The organism is Gracilibacillus phocaeensis (genome assembly GCF_900626275.1).
In the GTDB taxonomy this organism is placed as follows: domain Bacteria; phylum Bacillota; class Bacilli; order Bacillales; family Amphibacillaceae; genus Gracilibacillus; species Gracilibacillus timonensis.
Map to the genome: position 1 here is coordinate 25,736 of NZ_LR131142.1, position 17,848 is coordinate 43,583.

Sequence of the window (17,848 nt, forward strand, 5' to 3'; positions counted from 1 at the left end):
GAACCGATCGTAAAAATACGACCCTCTCGTCTATAACCCCATATACTACTTTTATCTAAAATGATGGTTCATCAGCGGAAGGGAGTACTCCCGCTGATGGATTACTTACATACTTTCATGGAACGTACGATTGATTACGTCGATTTGTTGTTCTCTGGTTAGCTTAATAAAGTTGACCGCATAACCGGACACCCGGATCGTTAGCTGTGGGTATTCTTCTGGGTGATCCATCGCATCAAGTAAGGTCTCTCGGTCAAATACGTTGACGTTTAGGTGATGACCATGCTTGATGGCATAACCATCTAACATACCAGCAAGGTTGGATTTTCTTGTATCTTCATCTTTTCCTAATGCCTTTGGCACAATCGAGAATGTGTTAGAAATACCATCCTGGGCATAATCGTATGGCATTTTAGCAACGGAGCTTAGAGAAGCTAAGGAACCATTTTGATCACGACCATGTAATGGGTTAGCACCTGGTGCAAATGGCTCACCAGCCTTACGTCCGTCTGGTGTATTACCGGTTTTCTTACCATAAACCACATTGGAAGTGATCGTAAGAATCGATTGGGTGTGTACCGAATTGCGATACGTGTGATGTTTTTTTACTTTATTCATAAAGGCTTTCACCAGATCAACGGCAATTTCATCAACACGATCATCGTTATTACCGTATTTCGGGAAATCCCCTTCGATTTCGTAATCTACTACAACGCCATCTTCATCACGGATCGTTTTTACTTTTGCATATTTTATCGCACTTAAGGAATCAGCTACAACAGACAGTCCGGCAATACCACATGCCATCGTACGTAAGACATCGCGATCATGCAGTGCCATTTCTAAACGCTCATAGCTGTATTTATCATGCATGTAATGGATAATGTTTAAAGCATTGACATACAATCCGGATAGCCAATCTAACATCGTATCGTATTTTTCCATTACTTCGTCATAGTCTAAATATTCCGAGGTAATGGGTGCATAATTTGGTGCTACTTGCATTTTCAGTTTTTCGTCGACACCGCCGTTAATTGAATAAAGCAATGCCTTAGCAAGATTGGCTCGTGCACCAAAAAACTGCATTTGTTTACCGATGCGCATGGCGGATACACAACAGGCAATACCATAATCATCACCATAATGCTCCCGCATCAAGTCATCATTTTCATATTGAATCGAGCTTGTTTTAATCGACATCTTAGCGCAATATTTCTTATAGTTATCTGGTAATTGTGTCGACCATAACACGGTTAAGTTTGGTTCTGGCGCTGGGCCTAAGTTATCTAACGTATGCAAGAAGCGATACGAGTTCTTTGTAACTAGCGGACGCCCATCCTCAGCCATACCTGCGAGTGACTCGGTTACCCAAGTTGGATCACCGCTAAATAGCTCATTATAATCAGGCGTTCTGGCGAATTTTACCAGACGGAGTTTCATAACAAAATGATCGACTAGTTCTTGTGCTTCTTTTTCAGTAAGGTTACCATTTGCGATGTCTCTTTCAACATAGATATCAAGGAACGTCGATACACGCCCAAGACTCATCGCGGCGCCATTCTGTTCTTTGATAGCTGCCAAATAGCCAAAATATAGCCATTGGAAAGCCTCTTGTGCCGTTGTTGCTGGCTGTGAAATATCAAAGTCGTAAGCCGCTCCTAGTTGTTTTAATTCTTGCAAAGCACGGATTTGTTCTGCTGTTTCTTCCCGATCACGAATGATATCCTCCGTCATCGTGCCATCACCAATCCTATCAAGCTCTTGTTTCTTTTCAGAGATTAGGCGATCCACACCATATAGTGCCACACGACGGTAATCACCGATGATACGTCCACGGCCGTATGCATCTGGCAAACCAGTTACAATACCTGCCTTCCTTGCTGCCCGGATTTCCGGTGTATATACATCAAACACACCTTGATTATGTGTTTTGCGATGTTCTGTGAATGTTTTCACTACTTCATCATCTACTTGATAACCATACGATTCCGCTGCCGCTACTGCCATTCGAATACCGCCAAATGGCTGCAACGATCGCTTAAATGGTTTATCTGTTTGTACACCTACTACTTTTTCTTTGCTTTTATTTAAATAACCAGCACCATGAGATGTAATCGTTGAAACGATTTTTGTATCCAAGTCATATACGCCGCCATTTTCCCGTTCTTCTTTCGTTAACTGCATCACCTGATCCCACAATGCCTTCGTCGCAACGGTGGCGTCTGCTAAGAAATCTTCTTTTCCTTCATATAACGTAAAGTTCTGTAGAATAAAATCACGCACATCAATTTCCTTTTGCCATTTACCTTCACGGAAGCCTTTCCAAGGGACACTTTTGGTAACTTCTTCTGCTACTTTCATCTCCTATACCTCCTCCATTGATTACATTTGTTCAAATATTCACAAATGTATCTTATTTATATTATAACGCGTTTTAAGCCGCTGATAAAGTGAAACAATTCACATTTAAAAAAGTTGTCATGGTTTATTCTTAAAATGTTCACATTTTCACAAATTTACTTAGATTGCATATTCCGAATAAAAATAATCTCGATTAATTGAGAATTATTATCATTTGTTGTATAGTAGATAATAACATTAAAAATAATGGAGGAGATACCATGCAGATATATTGGACCAAAATAAATAAGATTATTGATGAAACCCCCGAGGTGAAAACGTACTTTCTTGACTGTCCAGAAGGCTTTACCTGGGAAGAAGGAGCTCATACCCATTTCGCATTAGAAGGTTTTAATGCCGGGGATAAACCAAATCGCAGCCTGATTCGTCATATGTCCATTTCTACTTTACCGCATGAAAACGCCATCGGTATTACAACACGCATTAAAGACGAATGTTCCGAGTTTAAAACGATTCTCAAAAATCTAGAAGTCGGCAATGAAGTGGCCTTATTTAAGACGCATTCCAATGTACCGCTTAGAAGAGAAGACAAAAATGTGTACCTTCTGTCATCAGGTGTCGGCCTGGCAACGTTCCGACCACTTATCATGGATTATTTGGAACGTGCGGACAATGTCACTCACATTCATTCCTTGAATATCGATTCATCAAGAGACTTCTTATTTCCATCAATTTTCGAAACAACAGCGGATAAGAAATTCACATCCCAGTTTGTCGATAATCGCAAAGACTACTATGATAAAGTGAAAAATCTTGCTATAGATAAGGATGGACTTTTCTATGTTGTCGGCAGTGATGAATTCCTTGTACAGAATATTGAAGTATTGCTTGAACAAGGCATCAAGCCGGAGCAGATTAAGCTTGATAAGCATGAACAACAATTACCTGAGTTTTTATCACTCGTTTAACCAGACAGGATAGCACTTTTGTGTTATCCTGTTTTTTATAAGCTAGAAAAGTTTATAAACCTTGATATAATAGGACTTGGAATGATTTGATCTTGAACGAATAGGCCGTCCAGTGACTACGTTGAGTGGTCGGTATAGGACCGGGTGGGTTTTTGCTCGATTTTCTTATGAAACATCAACTATTCTCCTTCTTTTTTAATCGCAGCTGCTTGAAAAATTCCGATAACATGTTACTGGCTGCCTCTTCCTCAACACCTGCCACTACCTCTACCTGATGGTTAAAGCGCTCATCTTCCAATAAATTTAGCAATGAACCCGCACAGCCTGCCTTGGGATCTTTCGCCCCATAGACAACACGGGGAATTCGTGCTTGTAAAATAGCCCCAGCACACATCGGACAAGGCTCAAGGGTCACATACAAGGTGCAATTCTCTAAACGCCAACTGCCGAGTACCTGATTGGCTTTATCGATCGCCAGCAATTCCGCATGTGAGTTCGTCGTTTGCAGCCTTTCTCGCAGATTAAACGCCGTAGCAATGACCTCCTCTTCATGCACAATCACTGCTCCGATCGGTACCTCTCCTAATACGGCTGCTTTTTCCGCCTCTGCTAATGCCATTTGCATATATGCTTGATCCGTCATGACTTCCATCCCTTCTGTAGCTATTCCTTATCCTCTATCTTGCAAAAAAAACAGCCAAAGTGCAAGCGTTGGATGCATGAAATACTTGATTATGGGGTATCTTGCACAATAAGACCACTGGAGGTGTGAAGGATGAAAAAGGCCTTATTAGTCATTGATCTCATTAATGACTTTAACTTTTATGAAGGAGATCTTTTACTACAAAATACGAAAGAGATCCTGCCGAACATTCAGAAATTAAAACGTCATGCCAAGGAGAAAAACTATCCGATCATTTATGTGAATGATCATTACGATACATGGGAAACCGACTATAAACAGATCGCCCAAGCCTGCACAACGCCGAAGAATGCCGAGGTCGTGGAAATGGGCATACCGGAGAAGGAAGACTATTTTATTATGAAACCACAGATGTCTGGTTTCTTTCGTACTCCGTTACGTTCCTTGTTAGAAAATTTGGGTATCGAACAATTGATTATGACCGGCATTGCTGGAAATATTTGCGTATTATTCACCGCCAATGACGCTCATATGCGTGGATATTCCTTGCATGTCCCAGAAAATTGTGTGGCCTCTAACACCGATCGGCATAATCATGAGGCATTAAAACTCATGTCTGAAGTATTCAAAGTAGACACCAGTCCGATATAATCGTCGTTCTATCTCTTCTTGCTCCGACATAAACATAGATATAGAGGGTTTTATTCAGGAGGAGAAGGGAGAACATTTCTGTGCAAATTTATCTAGTGAAACAAGGAGATAGTCTATATCAGATTGCCAACCAATTTGGGATTTCAACGGAGGCAATCACCACTGCGAATGAAATCGATCCAGCACTGACTTTGGTTGTGGGACAAACGCTTGTCATCCCAACTTATGGCCGCTTTTACACCGTTCAGCCGGGAGATAGCCTATATACGATTGGGCAGCGTTTCAACATATCCGTTACCGAGCTTGCTCAAGTGAATCAAATCAACATGTACCAACCGCTTTCGATTGGAATGACGTTATATATCCCCGAACAGCCCAAAACAACGATTGATGTCAATGCCTACATTGAGCCTTTTGGTGATACGGTTTCCAATGCATTAGAGAGCGCCGCACGAAAACATGCAGAGCAGCTTACCTATTTGGCACCTTCCTTCTATCGTGTCGATCGAGAAGGAAATTTAATCGCACCGCCACTCAATCAATTTGCCGCCATTGCAGAAGAAAACGGCGTCACTTTAATGTTGGCAGTGACCAACTTAGAAGAAGGTGGTTTTAGTGCAGAGCTGGGCAGGATTATTCTAACCAATGAAGCCGTTCAAGACCAAATGCTGGACCAAATTATCGAAACAGCACAAGAGATCGGCTTTGGTGATGTTCATTTTGATTTTGAATTCTTACCACCAGAAAATCGAGAAGATTATAACCAATTCCTTAGAAAGGCGACCGAGCGACTTCATCAGGAAGGGCTGCTTGTATCTACGGCTTTGGCACCTAAGACAAGTGCCGAACAGCAAGGTAATTGGTATGAGGCGCATGACTATCAGGCACATGGGGAGATCGTTGATTTTGTAGTATTAATGACGTACGAATGGGGGTATAGCGGTGGTCCGCCAATGGCTGTGTCACCAATAGGACCTGTACGGGATGTGGTGAACTACGCCTTAACGGAAATGCCCGCTAATAAAATCCTGTTAGGTCAAAATTTATATGGATATGACTGGACGCTCCCTTATGAACCAGGAGGAGAATACGCCCAGGCGGTAAGCCCGCAACAGGCTGTTCAACTGGCAAGGGACTATAATCAGGCCATTCTCTATGATGAAGAAGCTCAGGCGCCTTACTTCTTCTATACCGATGAGGATGGTAACCGACATGAGGTCTGGTTTGAAGATGCCCGTTCGATCGAAGCCAAATTTGACCTGATCCGGGAAAAACAATTACGCGGCATCAGCTATTGGAAGCTGGGCTTGGCCTTTCCACAAAATTGGCTGTTGCTAGGTGATCAGTTTCATATTAATAAACGGTAAAAAAGGGGGTAGCCTATTCTCATGGCTACTCCCTTTCTATTCCCATTAATGCTTGCAGCTCGTCCTTATTCTCGATCAGATCAGCCAGCGTATATTGATTTAATACCTCAAAGAAGGCACGGATCGCCTCACTCAATGCCGTGCGTAATTTACAGACCGGTGTGATGACACATTGATTATGCTCACTATCAAAGCATTCTACCAGATAAAAATCATTTTCCATTAAGCGCACCACCGCTCCAATATTAATCGTATCGGCATCACGTGCCAGCCTAATTCCTCCATTACGTCCTCTGGTCGTTTCAATATACTCATTGACGCTCAATTGGTGGACTACTTTACGAATATGTTCTGCAGATATATAAAAGGTATCCGAGATTTCTTTGATACTTACCTTGTGATCGCTTGCCCCAGCATAGATCAACACACGTAAGGCATAATCGGTATATTTTTTTAATCGCATCGTCTAACTCCTTCCTGCTTTCATTCTATCGAAAAAAAGAGATTAGCGCTAATTATTTTCCACCAAACACTTGAAAAACCTCGTCTTCCTTTTGTATAATTAAACATGTATAAAAAATACATGTTTAAAATAGGAGTGTTTCTATTGTCTACTACACTTGATCAACAAACGATCAACACGGTGAAGGCAACCGTTCCCGTATTAGCGGAACACGGAAAAGCCATTACCTCCCATTTTTATCAGGAATTATTTATTGCCCATCCTGAGCTGAAAAATATCTTTAATCAATCCAATCAACGGAAAGGTGAACAGCCACAAGCATTAGCTAATGCCGTCTATGCCGCGGCAGCCAACATTGATCAACTAGAAAATATTCTGCCAGTGGTCCAACAAATTGCCCATAAACATCGCAGTCTCAACATTAAGCCGGAGCACTATCCGATCGTTGGAGAGTATTTGTTAAAGGCCATGCGACATGTCTTGCAAGAAGCGGCGACTGATGAGATTATCGAGGCATGGGGCAAGGCCTATAACGTGATTGCTGATGTCTTTATTCAAGTGGAAAAGGGATTATATGATGAAGCAGCAGATCAGAATGGAGGATGGACGGGCTACCGTAGCTTCCAAGTCGTGAAAAAAGAAAAAGAAAGTGATGTGATTACCTCTTTTTACTTACAACCGGCTGATGAAGGATTATTGCCTGATTATCAAGCAGGACAATATATTACGATCAAAGTGAACATACCAGGTGTACCATACACTTGTCAACGGCAGTACAGCCTGTCATGTAAACCCAATCGCGAGTATTTTCGTATTAGTGTGAAGCGAGAAGACGGAGTGGCAGGGAATCCTGATGGTGTTGTCTCTCGTTTTCTCCATAACTCCATAGAAGAAGGGGATACACTAGAAGTCAGTGCACCTGCCGGGGATTTTATATTAAATCAGGAAGCACAGCCATTAGTATTGATTAGTGGCGGAGTAGGGTTAACACCATTAACCAGTATGCTGGAAACGGTCGTCACCGAACAGCCGGAACGAGAGGTATATTATATCCATGCGGCACAAAATGAGCGGGTTCATGCATTGCAACACTCGGTGAATCACATTACAGCTAACCACCCACAAGTCAAGGCATTCACGATTTATGAAAAACCAGAACAGCAAGACAGCTGCGATAAAACTGGATTTGTTGATCTGGCATTCCTGCAATCGATTCTCCCACATAAAGAAGCGTCCTTTTATTTTTGCGGACCAACGCCATTTATGCGGACGGTTAACCAGGCACTAACTAGTTGGCAAGTAGAGCCGGATCATATTTATTATGAATTTTTCGGGCCAAAAGGTAGTTTAGAAGCTTGATAGCAAAGAACCGCCTCCCACAGATTGGAGACGGTTCTTCTCTTATTCTTCTAAAGTAGAGGTATCGCCTGTTGGTAAACCTAATTCCCATGACTTCAGCAAACGACGCATGATTTTACCACTACGCGTCTTTGGAATACTGTCGGTAATATCGATCTCACGAGGTGCCGCATGGGCGCTTAACCCTGTTTTAACAAATTGACGGATATCCTCTAACAGCTCATCTGACTTGTCATAGCCTGGATTTAAGGTGATAAACGCCTTGATAATCTCTCCACGTTCTGGATCCGGTTTACCTATGACACCCGCTTCCGCAACGGCTTCATGTTCAATCAATTTACTTTCCACTTCAAATGGGCCAACCCTTTCACCAGAAGTGTTGATCACATCATCCAAGCGACCTTGGAACCAGAAATAACCGTCCTCATCCATATACGCACTATCTCCAGATACATACCAACCATTAATAAAATAACTCTCGAATTTACCTGGATTCTTCCAAACCGCCCGCATCATCGCTGGCCAGCCCTGCTTAATGGCTAAGTTCCCCATCTGATTTGGCGGCAGTTCATTCCCTTCATTATCGACAATAGCAGCCTTGACTCCTGGAACAGGTTTCCCCATCGATCCCGGACGAATTTCCATACACGGCAAGTTAACAATCAGCTGAGCACCGGTTTCCGTCATCCACCAGGTATCATGGATACGCAAATCCATTACCCGTAAGGCCCAAGTGATAACTTCTGGATTTAACGGCTCCCCAACACTCAAGACATGACGCAAACTTGATAGGTCGTATTGCTTCACGACATCCTCGCCAGCACTGACAAATTTACGCAAAGCCGTCGGCGCTGTATACCAAACCGTTACTTTATTATTTTGTATCGTTTCATACCAAGATTCTGGCGTAAATCTGCCCCCTCTAACGACATTGGTAACCCCATTTAACCAAGGCGCAAAAATACCATAACTGGTTCCGGTTACCCAACCTGGATCTGCTGTACACCAATAGATATCATCTTCTTTAAAATCAAGTACCCACTGCCCGGTTGCATAATGCTGCACCATGGCATTGTGAACATGATAAACCCCTTTTGGTTTACCTGTCGATCCCGAAGTATAGTGAATCAGCATACCGTCTTCTAAATCTACCCATTCGATAGCGAACGAATCAGATGCTGTTTCCATTTCTTTATCAAAGTCAATATACCCGTCCTCAGTTACTTCATCTGCCCCAACCAAAACAACCTTTTTTAAATCCGGTAATTCATCCACTGGCACGCGGTGTAACAATTCCGGTGTCGTAATCAGCATGGCAGCCTCACTATCCTCCAAGCGATCACGAACAGCCTGCTCCATAAATGCCTCGAATAACGGACCGGCAATCGCACCCACTTTGAGAATACCGAAGAAACAAGCATAAAATTCAGGTGCACGTGGCATAAATAAGAAAACGCGATCCCCTTTTTCAATACCGTATTTCTTCCATATATTTGCTGTTTTATTACTTAATTTACTCAACTGCTCAAAGGTTAGACTTTCTTCTCTGTCCGGCGCAGAATAGATTAACGCCGTCTGATTTTTCTTGTTTGGATTTTCTGCATGACGATCAATCGCCTCGTAGGCAGCATTGACCTTTCCCGTTTCATTCCAGCTAAACGCCTTGTTTATTTCTCCCCAGTCAAACGTTTCTTTCAGTGTTTCCAGATCCCCGACATTATGGTTACCGGATCTTGCAGGCACCTTTGTCATATCCATCTAAATCACCTCTCCCAAAATGTTAACGCATACAATATATTTGTAATCCCTTACAAATATATTGTAACGCAATCACATTAGAAAGCAAGGCATAGACGCTAGAAAATAATCGATAAAAATCAGCTAATATACGCCGAACACTGGTATAGAGGTGTATATCACGATTTTTCAGAAAAAATATAAATTTTATCCTCTTCCTTGTCCATCTGATGCACTATAATCTGTGAGTTGCCATGTCAGCAAACGATGAAATATAAGTGTGCTATATTCTAAAATCAAGATAATTTTTCTAGTTTTCAATCTTGACTTTCAGATGATTCAAATTCTAAAAAAAGAACTTAATGGGATTAACTTTATGTTATTCCATACTCTTCAGCTTTCTAACTACTGTCCAGTATTTCTTTACAATTAGAATTATCTTTTACTATATGAGTATGCAGCCATAAAATTAAATGCAACATGCAGCAGAATCGGGAAAACTATTGATTGCGTATAATCTGCAATCGCACCAAATAGAACACCACCCATACATGCAAAAACCATATACCTGATGCTAGATTGATTTAGTTCATAGTATTGCAAGTGGGCTATTGCAAATAAAAATGCGGAAATAATAATGGCTGTAGTAATCTGCAAAAAAACAATTTCACCAAGGTAGTGATTAAATGTTGTATTTAGGATGGGCAAAATCAGCCCTCTAAATATAATTTCTTCAAAAACAGGATAGAAAATAACAAAATTAACCAGATTATATTTCCCAACTGGCTCGTAGCCGGAATATTTAGCAACGAATAGATTGATAAATAAAATAACCACTCCTATAAAAATAATTTTCTTATCAATCATTGGAACCTGGTATACATATTCATCCTTTACAAAGAAAGCAACTGCCAACGCCAAAAATCCCCAGATATAAATGGTATATTTATCGGCTAATTTTTGTGCTATAAATGGCACACGATAAATCCATTCTTTCGTGATGCGGTAAGAGAATGTTAATATCAGTGCAAATAGACTAACTACAATATAGATCATCGCATAAAAAGGTTCCTTTCTGAAGTTTTGAACTAAGACACCTAGCCAGTTAAAGGGATAACAAAATGTTCTTTCTTCGATTTTAGATTATTTGCGGGATCAAGTTACCTATGCTTATCAATTAAAAAGTATAGTTGTCTATACAAATGAGATTTTAACACGTACCTTTACTTTTGGCAATACTTACAAAGTATCTATTCTGAAATCCCTATTCATCAGCTGAAAACAATGCAAATCTTTATTGAAGCGTTCCTTCTTTCTGACTTTCTCCTCTCTATTCAAGATCATCACCCTCCTGTACCAATGTTTGTTGAATATATCCGGATCGCTGTAACATAATAATCAAATCCCTAGCGGCATCCTCTCTTGTGTATAGCTCATCATCCAATAAACTGTTCGCTATCTCCAGTGTACGTTTGGATATTTCCAGTTTATATAATAGATCTAATAATTGCATGTTTTATTCCTCCTAAAACAGATATGGTTCTTTGGGCTTACGAACAGTACCCCTCCTCATTTCATCACTTTATTTTCCTATTTGGCAACTTAATAGTAATATACCATTACCAGGTAGGTAAATCAACACATTTTTGCCGATTTGACAAAAGTATTAATTGCCATATCGGTAAGTGTTAAAATGAATATAACCAATAATTTTAAAAGGAAGAGACCTATGAGTACACTTGGCATTCGCATTAAATCCTTAAGAATTGAGTGTAATTTATCGCAAATACAGCTCGCGAAGGCATTAGGAATATCCAATGTTCAATTATCCCGTTATGAATCTGGTGATAGAAAACCAGACCCTGAAACACTCTTATTAATAGCTAATTTTTTGGATGTATCTACGGATTATCTTTTGGGTAGAGTTGCATCTGATCATTCTGAAAATGGCTTTGATCCGATAGTTGAGATCGATAAGATTATAAAGGAAAACGGCATGGAGCAAGCTGCTTTCTACGAGATAGAGAGATGGAAAGCGCTTAGTCCTGAAGAAATCAAAGAGCTGGAGAGTTACTTCATGTATGTCACAGACAAGGCGAAGAAAAAGAAGGAAGAGGAAAAATCTTAAGTAGTATCGCCACTTCTTAATACCATTAGTTAAAATTAGTTATAAAGTAAATACTATAATGCATTTTTCCTAAACAAAAAATGACAAAATGGTGAACTAGGGTGTAAAATAACAGTGGATTCTTAAAGAATTGATAGGTAAAGGAGATAGTATATGGGAACATTATCTACGCAAGACAAATTGTATGTTAATTCCGAAGTACAAAAAAGAGGCAAAAATATAGCCGTAGCATATTTACTCCTCATATTTTTAGGTACTTTGGGAATACACCGGTTTTATCTAGGGAAAACAGGTTCTGGTATCACACAGTTAGTACTAACGGTTCTTGGATGGATTACAGCATTTATTTTAATCGGATTCTTACTTATAGGTGTCGTTGGACTATGGGTGATTATTGACCTATTTTTAGTTCCTGGTATCATTCGAGAAGACCATGAACGAATTGAACAAGAAGTAACAAATGACCTGTTAAAAGCAGAATAAACAAACAAAAAGGTGGCGAAAGCCATCTTTTTGTTTGTCGCAAATGAAAGTGATTTTCTCATTTATTCCTCTACTTCACCGATTACTTCTGCCTGATGAGAAAAGCGCTGATTTATTGGATGAAATCACAACTTTTACGATCTATTTTCATTTGAACTACGAAAATCAAGGAAGAAGGATAGATGTATTAAAAATATTGCGGCTGCCATCGCCCTATGGCATAAATGGGTCACCTATCATCTCATAGCGGTTGAGTGCATGGGAAAACGGGCATACTTTTTTGTACGAAGGGAATAGTATAATATAATCTTTATTTTGCCTTAAATGACTATATATAGCCGCATTGACAGATAATCCGTTTTAGCTTAAAGTAAAGGTGTAAAGAAAATGCGCGTTGCATTCTGCACATCGGAGAGTGCGAAAAAGTGCTGACTGATTATCAGCTCTTTTTTTATGCAAAAAAACGCCATGTGGAACCACATGACGGGAAAACTTACGAAAACCAGTCTTTGAAATGAGATATGATTTTTCAAAGATTGATTAAGTCTTCAAGCATATCCTTTCTCTTACGACGGCGTGTTCGTTGTTTTTCTTTTCTGCGTGTCTTCCTACTTACCGGAAAGTACACCTCCCTTCCAGGAGGATTTTGCATGAACCGATCTTACCTGTTTCATGCTTTATTCAGTTTATCATAAAATCAATCATATAGTGCTATTGAACTACCTCCGACTGAAGTCATGGGATTCTTGAGTAATGTGCGGATTTGATAGTTTACAGTGGCATGATATTGATTTCAGTACCAATACTATCCATGCACGCCATTCGTTAAGTTACACAAAAATGGACAACAAACCGCTTAAAACTATACTATTTCTAAACAAAACAAAAACGCCTATCCCTTGCAGGACAAGCGTTTGATCTAACGACCTCGAGAGGATTCGAACCTCCGACACCTTCTTTAGGAGAGAAGTGCTCTATCCTACTGAGCTACGAGGTCATGGTACTTAGAGAAACATTGCTCACCTTCACTATAATAATAAAAATCAGTGAAAAATGCAATGTTTCTCGTTGAAAATCTTACTTCTCGAACATTTCCCGCATTTCTTTGGAGCGATTGGCGGTCTTTTCTAAACAAGTAAGGATGGCTTCTTGAAAGCCATGATCAGCTAAAGTAGTTAATCCTGCCTCGGTTGTGCCGCCGGGGCTGGTGATTTTTTTTCGTAACATTTCTGGAGAGTCTTCCGAAACTGCCAGCATTTCTGCTACCCCTTTGATGGTCTGCTGGATAAGGGGTTTAGCCGTTTCAGGGTCAAGACCTTGCTCCACCACAAATTCTTCAATGGCCTCTACCATAAAATAATAAAAGGCAGGCCCGCTTCCTGCTACTGCTGTGAAGGCATCCATATCCTTTTCTTGAATAATGGTCGTTGTACCAATCGATTGTATAAGTTTCTCAACTAATGCCACTTGGGCTTCAGTCACATGTTGTCCGGCAGCGATAGTGGTGGCCGATTCTCCAATCATGGCAGATGTATTCGGCATCACGCGGATCACCGGGTTACCCGAGGCAAGCTGTTGTTCCATAAAAGAGGTAGAGATTCCCGCCAATAACGAAACAATTACTTTCTCCTCTGTCAGCCAATCCCTAAGTTCGGCCGCTGCTTCTTTGATATGTTTTGGTTTCATGGCAAGGATCACGACATCACTTTTTTCGACTAATTCTTGCTTAGAGGTAGTGGTTTGGATATCATATTTCTGCTGCAGCTCTTCCAGGCGCTCTCGATTGGATTGATTGGTTACATAGATCTGTTCAGGCGGGATAACTGCATTGGCAACCATACCAGAAATAATTGCCTCTGCCATCGAACCTGCTCCTAAAAATCCAACTACTGTTTTCATACGACACATCCTTTTTTTATCATGATTGGTTCTATTATAACGAAAACTACCAGATGCCTCCAAACAAAATAAGGTATTCGAGTCATTAACTACTCGAATACCTATATATCACACTAATTCTTTCGGTTTCACCCATCTCGCGAGTAAACCATGCGTTGGTGAGACCAGAAAGCTGATAATAAAGAATATACCTGTAGATAAAGCCATCGCACCTGAGATAGATGTATCTAATCTGGAAGCAATAGCGTAACCGACAAAGGCGGATAATACGCCGAAGCCACCGCTCAAGAACAACATGACAATTAATCGATCCGTCCAGAGATATGCTGTCGCTGCTGGTGTAATTAGCATCGCCACCACCAAAATCGCACCTACTGCGTCAAAGGAGGCTACGGTAGTAATCGATACTAGTGTCATAAATAAATAATGCAATAAGAGAACAGGTAAGCCTAAACTCGCTGCTAAAGCCGGATCAAATGAAGTAATTTTCCATTCTTTATAAAAGACGATAATAAAGAACAACACGACAAGGAAAACCACCATTAATAACAAGGTCGCTCTCGGCACATCACCTAACAGTGGTACAGCAGTTGTCGCAAAAGGAATAAACGTAATTTCTCCCATCAGTGCATGTTGGACATCGAGGTGTACATTACCAATAGAAGTGGAAATCAATATCACTCCGATCGCAAACAAAGTCGTAAACACAATACCTAAAGAGGCATCGTGCCTTACCTTCATGGAATGCAATAGCTGCACAAGGAAGGCCGTTAATATCCCTGCTAATATACCACCAATCAGCATAGCCATGCCGCTTACCTGCTGGGTGATCATATAAGCGACAACAATACCTAATAATACGGTATGACTGATAGCGTCAGCCATCATCGCCTGTTTACGTAAGATTAAAAACACACCCATTAATCCGCAAGAAAGGCCGACTAACGCAGCCGTTAAAATGATCCAAGCTGTAAATGTCATGACGCTTCCTTCTTTCTACCCGAAAATTGTTTTTGTTGCGATTTAAACTGCATAGCGTGAATGATCATTCCTTTTTCTTTACCAAACAGCAGCGCTATTAAAAAGAAGGCTGCTGAAACCAGCACAATAAACGGACCTGTCGGCAATCCGCTTCCCGTTGCGCTAATCCATGTACCTACTGCACCGGCTATACCTCCAAATAAACCAGACAGCCAAATCATACTCCTGAACGAATGTGTCCAGTAGCGAGAACTAACCGATGGAATAATCAGCATAGCAGCCATTAGAATAACACCGACGGCTTGAATACCAATCACAATCGTCACCACTAGTACCAGTGTGTATAGTATATTCATTCCTTTAATAGACCGGCCTAATCCTTGAGCAAAGCCCGCATCAAATAAATACAGCTTCCACTCTTTGAAGATAGCTGCAACAATCAAAATCACAACGCTGGCTAAGATGATCATGGTCATGACGTCTGTCCTGACCATGGCAGCGGCTTGCCCATAAATAAAGCTATTCAAACCACTTTGGTTGCCTCCTGCCGATCGGTTGGCAATCGATAGCAGCATCACACCGAAACCATAAAATACGGATAGCACAATGCCCATGGCCGTGTCCTCGGTAATACGACTGGAAGTGGTTACCCATTGAATCAATAAAGCTCCGATTAAAGCCGTACCTGCTGCACCAATCACTAGTAATAATAGGTCCTTTTCTCCAATCAGCAAAAAGGCGATTACTACCCCGGGCAATGACGCGTGTGACAAGGCGTCACTCATTAAATTTTGCCGTTTCCAATAAGCCAAGCAGCCTACCACACCGGCAGCAATGCCTAATATGGTCGTACTAAGCATTACCCATATCGTATTACTATGAAGTAGTATGGACCACATCTCTATCTTCCTTTCCTAGCCAAGACATATTACCGCCGTAAGTGTTTACGATATTTGACTCGGTAAATGTCTCTTCCACTGTACCATGATCATAAACCTTACGATTCAAAAATAATACATGATCAAAATATTCTGGTACAGTTTGCAAGTCGTGGTGAACAACCATAACGGTCTTGCCTTTTCTTTTCAGCTCTTCCAGGATAGCCATAATGGCTTTCTCGGTAGAAGCATCTACTCCGGCTAGCGGCTCATCCATAAAATACAAATCGGCATCTTGCACCAAGGCACGAGCGAGAAACACCCGCTGCTGCTGCCCACCGGATAATTGACTAATCTGACGGGTGGCATAATCAGCCATCCCCATTTTTTTCAGAGATTCCATTGCCTTTTGTTTATCTTTTTTCGTAGGAATACGGAAAAATCCAATTTTTCCGTACAACCCCATAGTGACAACGTCTAAGGCATTGGTTGGAAAATCCCAGTCAACCGATCCTCTTTGGGGTACATAACCTATCTTTTTTTTGGCTTTTTTGAATTTTTCGCCAAAGAAGCTAACCTCGCCCGTCAAGGACGGGTGCAAGGCTAGCATGGTTTTGATTAAAGTGGATTTACCAGCGCCGTTCGGACCAACGATACTTGTTAATGTACCTGGTTCCACTTCAAAATTCACATCAGTTAATACTTTGTTTTTTTGATAGGCGGCTGATAAATGCTCCACTTCGATAATGGAGTTATTCACTATCATTTCCTCCTCCGGTTAATGCATCGTGTATCGTATTCACATTATATTTATACATTCCGATATAAGTACCTTCTTCTGTTCCCTCTTCGCCCATAGCGTCAGAGTATAGTTCACCACCGATCGATACATCTAGGCCATTCTCTTTGGCACCTTCAATTACGGCATTAATCGTATCTTGGTTTACACTACTTTCGACAAAAATAGCAGGTACTTGGTACTCTTCAATTAATTCAACGGTATCCGTAATATCTGAAACCCCTGCTTCTGACTCAGTACTTATGCCTTGTAGCCCAACTACTTCCATATCATGTGTATTGCCGAAATAACCGAATGCATCGTGAGCTGTTACTAGTACTCTTTGGTCTTCAGGGATATCTTGAAGAATTTCTGCCTTTGTTCTTACTTCATCAAGTTGTGCAGCATATTCTTCCATATTGGCGTCAAATTCATCTGCGTGTTCAGGAGCATATTCCTTCAATTCTTCTACAGCTGATTCCAGGCCTTGTTGCCATAAATCAATATCGAACCAAATATGGGGATCAATTGCTCCTTCTTCATCTTCTAATAATTGATCTTCAGGGACAGAGTCTCCTAATGCCAATACAGGTTTTTCAGAAGCGATGGATTGAAGCATTTCTTCCATTTGTGCTTCTAAGTGTAAACCACTATAGAAAACCATCTCTGCGTCGTTTACTTTATTAATATCACTCTCTGTTGGATTGTACAAATGGGGATCAACAGACGGTCCCATTAAAGTTTCTACCTCTACATGATCGCCACCGATAACAGACAACGGCTCACCAATTTGAGCAATCGTCGTTAATACTTGAATCGGCTCTCCTGAATCTTCTTCGGATGATCCGTTTGAAGCATCGTCGGTTGTTTCTTCTTCCGCATTATTTGAATCATCAGCTGATGAATCTTCGTTAGATCCACATGCTGCTAAAAATAATACAAACATTGCTAAAAGAACCCCTAACCCTATCTTCTTCCAATTAGTCATTTGACACTCTCCTTTTTTCCTTTAGGAAACTTTTTTATCTAATGCTAATTTACACGGATTCTTTCCATTTGTCAATAATATTTCTCAAGTGAAAATTATTATTTTTCGTAACTGCGCTTCCTTTTATATTATTCTTCCTTGACAAATAACCTACACACCATTAT

18 protein-coding genes and 1 tRNA gene are annotated in these 17,848 nt (G+C 40.8%); 7 read left to right on the plus strand and 12 right to left on the minus strand.

Going from position 1 to position 17,848, the window contains the following annotated elements; genetic code table 11:
- Nucleotides 1–105: 105 nt before the first annotated feature.
- Entirely contained in the window at nt 106–2,361 is a 2,256-nt protein-coding gene (gene pflB / locus E0E32_RS02465; protein WP_066195197.1) for a formate C-acetyltransferase, read from the minus strand.
- Between the two features lie 260 nt (nt 2,362–2,621).
- Between pflB and E0E32_RS02470 the strand changes: the two genes are divergently transcribed.
- Nucleotides 2,622–3,329 carry a dihydropteridine reductase gene (locus tag E0E32_RS02470; protein WP_130858869.1) on the plus strand — a complete coding sequence of 236 codons (708 nt, stop codon included), beginning with the start codon at nt 2,622–2,624 and terminating at the stop codon, nt 3,327–3,329.
- A gap of 175 nt (nt 3,330–3,504) precedes the next feature.
- On the opposite strand, the gene tadA is transcribed toward E0E32_RS02470, so the two are convergent.
- Nucleotides 3,505–3,972: a tRNA adenosine(34) deaminase TadA gene (gene tadA / locus E0E32_RS02475; RefSeq protein ID WP_066195203.1), complete on the minus strand. Its 468-nt coding sequence runs from the start codon at nt 3,970–3,972 to the stop codon at nt 3,505–3,507.
- A 132-nt stretch (nt 3,973–4,104) separates the two neighbouring features.
- Between tadA and E0E32_RS02480 the strand changes: the two genes are divergently transcribed.
- Together E0E32_RS02480 and E0E32_RS02485 are read left to right on the plus strand one after the other, a co-directional pair.
- Complete coding sequence (locus E0E32_RS02480; RefSeq protein ID WP_066195208.1) at nt 4,105–4,623, plus strand: cysteine hydrolase family protein; 519 nt, start codon at nt 4,105–4,107, stop codon at nt 4,621–4,623.
- Nucleotides 4,624–4,703: 80 nt separating this feature from the next.
- Nucleotides 4,704–5,990, plus strand: a complete 1,287-nt coding sequence (locus E0E32_RS02485; RefSeq protein WP_130858870.1) for a glycoside hydrolase family 18 protein — start codon at nt 4,704–4,706, stop codon at nt 5,988–5,990.
- Between the two features lie 25 nt (nt 5,991–6,015).
- Here the strand turns inward: E0E32_RS02485 and E0E32_RS02490 are convergent, their stop codons facing one another.
- Nucleotides 6,016–6,453 carry an RrF2 family transcriptional regulator gene (locus E0E32_RS02490; RefSeq protein ID WP_066195214.1) on the minus strand — a complete coding sequence of 146 codons (438 nt, stop codon included), beginning with the start codon at nt 6,451–6,453 and terminating at the stop codon, nt 6,016–6,018.
- A gap of 144 nt (nt 6,454–6,597) precedes the next feature.
- Here E0E32_RS02490 and hmpA point away from each other — a divergent pair, with 144 nt between their 5' ends.
- Nucleotides 6,598–7,812 carry an NO-inducible flavohemoprotein gene (gene hmpA, locus E0E32_RS02495; protein ID WP_286171662.1) on the plus strand — a complete coding sequence of 405 codons (1,215 nt, stop codon included), beginning with the start codon at nt 6,598–6,600 and terminating at the stop codon, nt 7,810–7,812.
- Between the two features lie 42 nt (nt 7,813–7,854).
- Here hmpA and acsA read toward each other — a convergent pair whose 3' ends face one another.
- The 3 genes from acsA to E0E32_RS02510 all read right to left on the minus strand — a co-directional run bounded on the left by acsA (nt 7,855) and on the right by E0E32_RS02510 (nt 11,062).
- Entirely contained in the window at nt 7,855–9,570 is a 1,716-nt protein-coding gene (gene acsA, locus E0E32_RS02500) for an acetate--CoA ligase (RefSeq protein ID WP_066195221.1), read from the minus strand.
- 414 nt (nt 9,571–9,984) lie between these two features.
- Nucleotides 9,985–10,605 (minus strand): CPBP family intramembrane glutamic endopeptidase, encoded by a 621-nt coding sequence (locus E0E32_RS02505; RefSeq protein ID WP_130858872.1) that lies wholly within the window; start codon nt 10,603–10,605, stop codon nt 9,985–9,987.
- A 274-nt stretch (nt 10,606–10,879) separates the two neighbouring features.
- Entirely contained in the window at nt 10,880–11,062 is a 183-nt protein-coding gene (locus E0E32_RS02510; protein WP_130858873.1) for a hypothetical protein, read from the minus strand.
- A 141-nt stretch (nt 11,063–11,203) separates the two neighbouring features.
- Here E0E32_RS02510 and E0E32_RS02515 point away from each other — a divergent pair, with 141 nt between their 5' ends.
- From E0E32_RS02515 to E0E32_RS22005, 3 genes are all read left to right on the plus strand, one after another.
- Nucleotides 11,204–11,677 carry a helix-turn-helix domain-containing protein gene (locus E0E32_RS02515; RefSeq protein WP_286171665.1) on the plus strand — a complete coding sequence of 158 codons (474 nt, stop codon included), beginning with the start codon at nt 11,204–11,206 and terminating at the stop codon, nt 11,675–11,677.
- A gap of 153 nt (nt 11,678–11,830) precedes the next feature.
- Nucleotides 11,831–12,160 carry a TM2 domain-containing protein gene (locus E0E32_RS02520; protein ID WP_066195242.1) on the plus strand — a complete coding sequence of 110 codons (330 nt, stop codon included), beginning with the start codon at nt 11,831–11,833 and terminating at the stop codon, nt 12,158–12,160.
- Between the two features lie 34 nt (nt 12,161–12,194).
- A complete protein-coding gene (locus E0E32_RS22005; RefSeq protein WP_165444929.1) occupies nt 12,195–12,407 on the plus strand; it encodes a hypothetical protein in 213 nt (70 codons plus the stop codon).
- 676 nt (nt 12,408–13,083) lie between these two features.
- On the opposite strand, the gene E0E32_RS02525 is transcribed toward E0E32_RS22005, so the two are convergent.
- The 6 genes from E0E32_RS02525 to E0E32_RS02550 form a co-directional block, all read right to left on the minus strand.
- Nucleotides 13,084–13,157, minus strand: a tRNA-Arg gene (locus E0E32_RS02525).
- 80 nt (nt 13,158–13,237) lie between these two features.
- Complete coding sequence (gene proC / locus E0E32_RS02530) at nt 13,238–14,059, minus strand: pyrroline-5-carboxylate reductase (protein ID WP_066195250.1); 822 nt, start codon at nt 14,057–14,059, stop codon at nt 13,238–13,240.
- A gap of 108 nt (nt 14,060–14,167) precedes the next feature.
- Nucleotides 14,168–15,040 carry a metal ABC transporter permease gene (locus tag E0E32_RS02535; RefSeq protein WP_066195253.1) on the minus strand — a complete coding sequence of 291 codons (873 nt, stop codon included), beginning with the start codon at nt 15,038–15,040 and terminating at the stop codon, nt 14,168–14,170.
- Nucleotides 15,037–15,939 (minus strand): metal ABC transporter permease, encoded by a 903-nt coding sequence (locus E0E32_RS02540; RefSeq protein WP_066195256.1) that lies wholly within the window; start codon nt 15,937–15,939, stop codon nt 15,037–15,039. The genes E0E32_RS02535 and E0E32_RS02540 overlap by 4 nt, the downstream gene beginning before the upstream one ends.
- Nucleotides 15,917–16,678 (minus strand): metal ABC transporter ATP-binding protein, encoded by a 762-nt coding sequence (locus E0E32_RS02545; RefSeq protein ID WP_434059198.1) that lies wholly within the window; start codon nt 16,676–16,678, stop codon nt 15,917–15,919. The genes E0E32_RS02540 and E0E32_RS02545 overlap by 23 nt, the downstream gene beginning before the upstream one ends.
- On the minus strand, nt 16,671–17,684 hold the full coding sequence (locus tag E0E32_RS02550) for a metal ABC transporter solute-binding protein, Zn/Mn family (protein WP_130858876.1): 1,014 nt from the start codon (nt 17,682–17,684) through the stop codon (nt 16,671–16,673). Before E0E32_RS02550 ends, E0E32_RS02545 begins: the two co-directional genes overlap by 8 nt.
- Nucleotides 17,685–17,848 lie beyond the last annotated feature (164 nt).

What these genes read in the sequence shown, in the direction of transcription:
- pflB (WP_066195197.1), bottom strand. Translation starts at nt 2,361, where the DNA reads ATGAAAGTAGCAGAAGAAGTTACCAAAAGTGTCCCTTGGAAAGGCTTC.
- E0E32_RS02470 (WP_130858869.1), top strand. Translation starts at nt 2,622, where the DNA reads ATGCAGATATATTGGACCAAAATAAATAAGATTATTGATGAAACCCCC.
- tadA (WP_066195203.1), bottom strand. Translation starts at nt 3,972, where the DNA reads ATGACGGATCAAGCATATATGCAAATGGCATTAGCAGAGGCGGAAAAA.
- E0E32_RS02480 (WP_066195208.1), top strand. Translation starts at nt 4,105, where the DNA reads ATGAAAAAGGCCTTATTAGTCATTGATCTCATTAATGACTTTAACTTT.
- E0E32_RS02490 (WP_066195214.1), bottom strand. Translation starts at nt 6,453, where the DNA reads ATGCGATTAAAAAAATATACCGATTATGCCTTACGTGTGTTGATCTAT.
- acsA (WP_066195221.1), bottom strand. Translation starts at nt 9,570, where the DNA reads ATGGATATGACAAAGGTGCCTGCAAGATCCGGTAACCATAATGTCGGG.
- E0E32_RS02505 (WP_130858872.1), bottom strand. Translation starts at nt 10,605, where the DNA reads ATGATCTATATTGTAGTTAGTCTATTTGCACTGATATTAACATTCTCT.
- E0E32_RS02510 (WP_130858873.1), bottom strand. Translation starts at nt 11,062, where the DNA reads ATGCAATTATTAGATCTATTATATAAACTGGAAATATCCAAACGTACA.
- E0E32_RS02520 (WP_066195242.1), top strand. Translation starts at nt 11,831, where the DNA reads ATGGGAACATTATCTACGCAAGACAAATTGTATGTTAATTCCGAAGTA.
- proC (WP_066195250.1), bottom strand. Translation starts at nt 14,059, where the DNA reads ATGAAAACAGTAGTTGGATTTTTAGGAGCAGGTTCGATGGCAGAGGCA.
- E0E32_RS02535 (WP_066195253.1), bottom strand. Translation starts at nt 15,040, where the DNA reads ATGACATTTACAGCTTGGATCATTTTAACGGCTGCGTTAGTCGGCCTT.
- E0E32_RS02540 (WP_066195256.1), bottom strand. Translation starts at nt 15,939, where the DNA reads ATGTGGTCCATACTACTTCATAGTAATACGATATGGGTAATGCTTAGT.
- E0E32_RS02550 (WP_130858876.1), bottom strand. Translation starts at nt 17,684, where the DNA reads ATGACTAATTGGAAGAAGATAGGGTTAGGGGTTCTTTTAGCAATGTTT.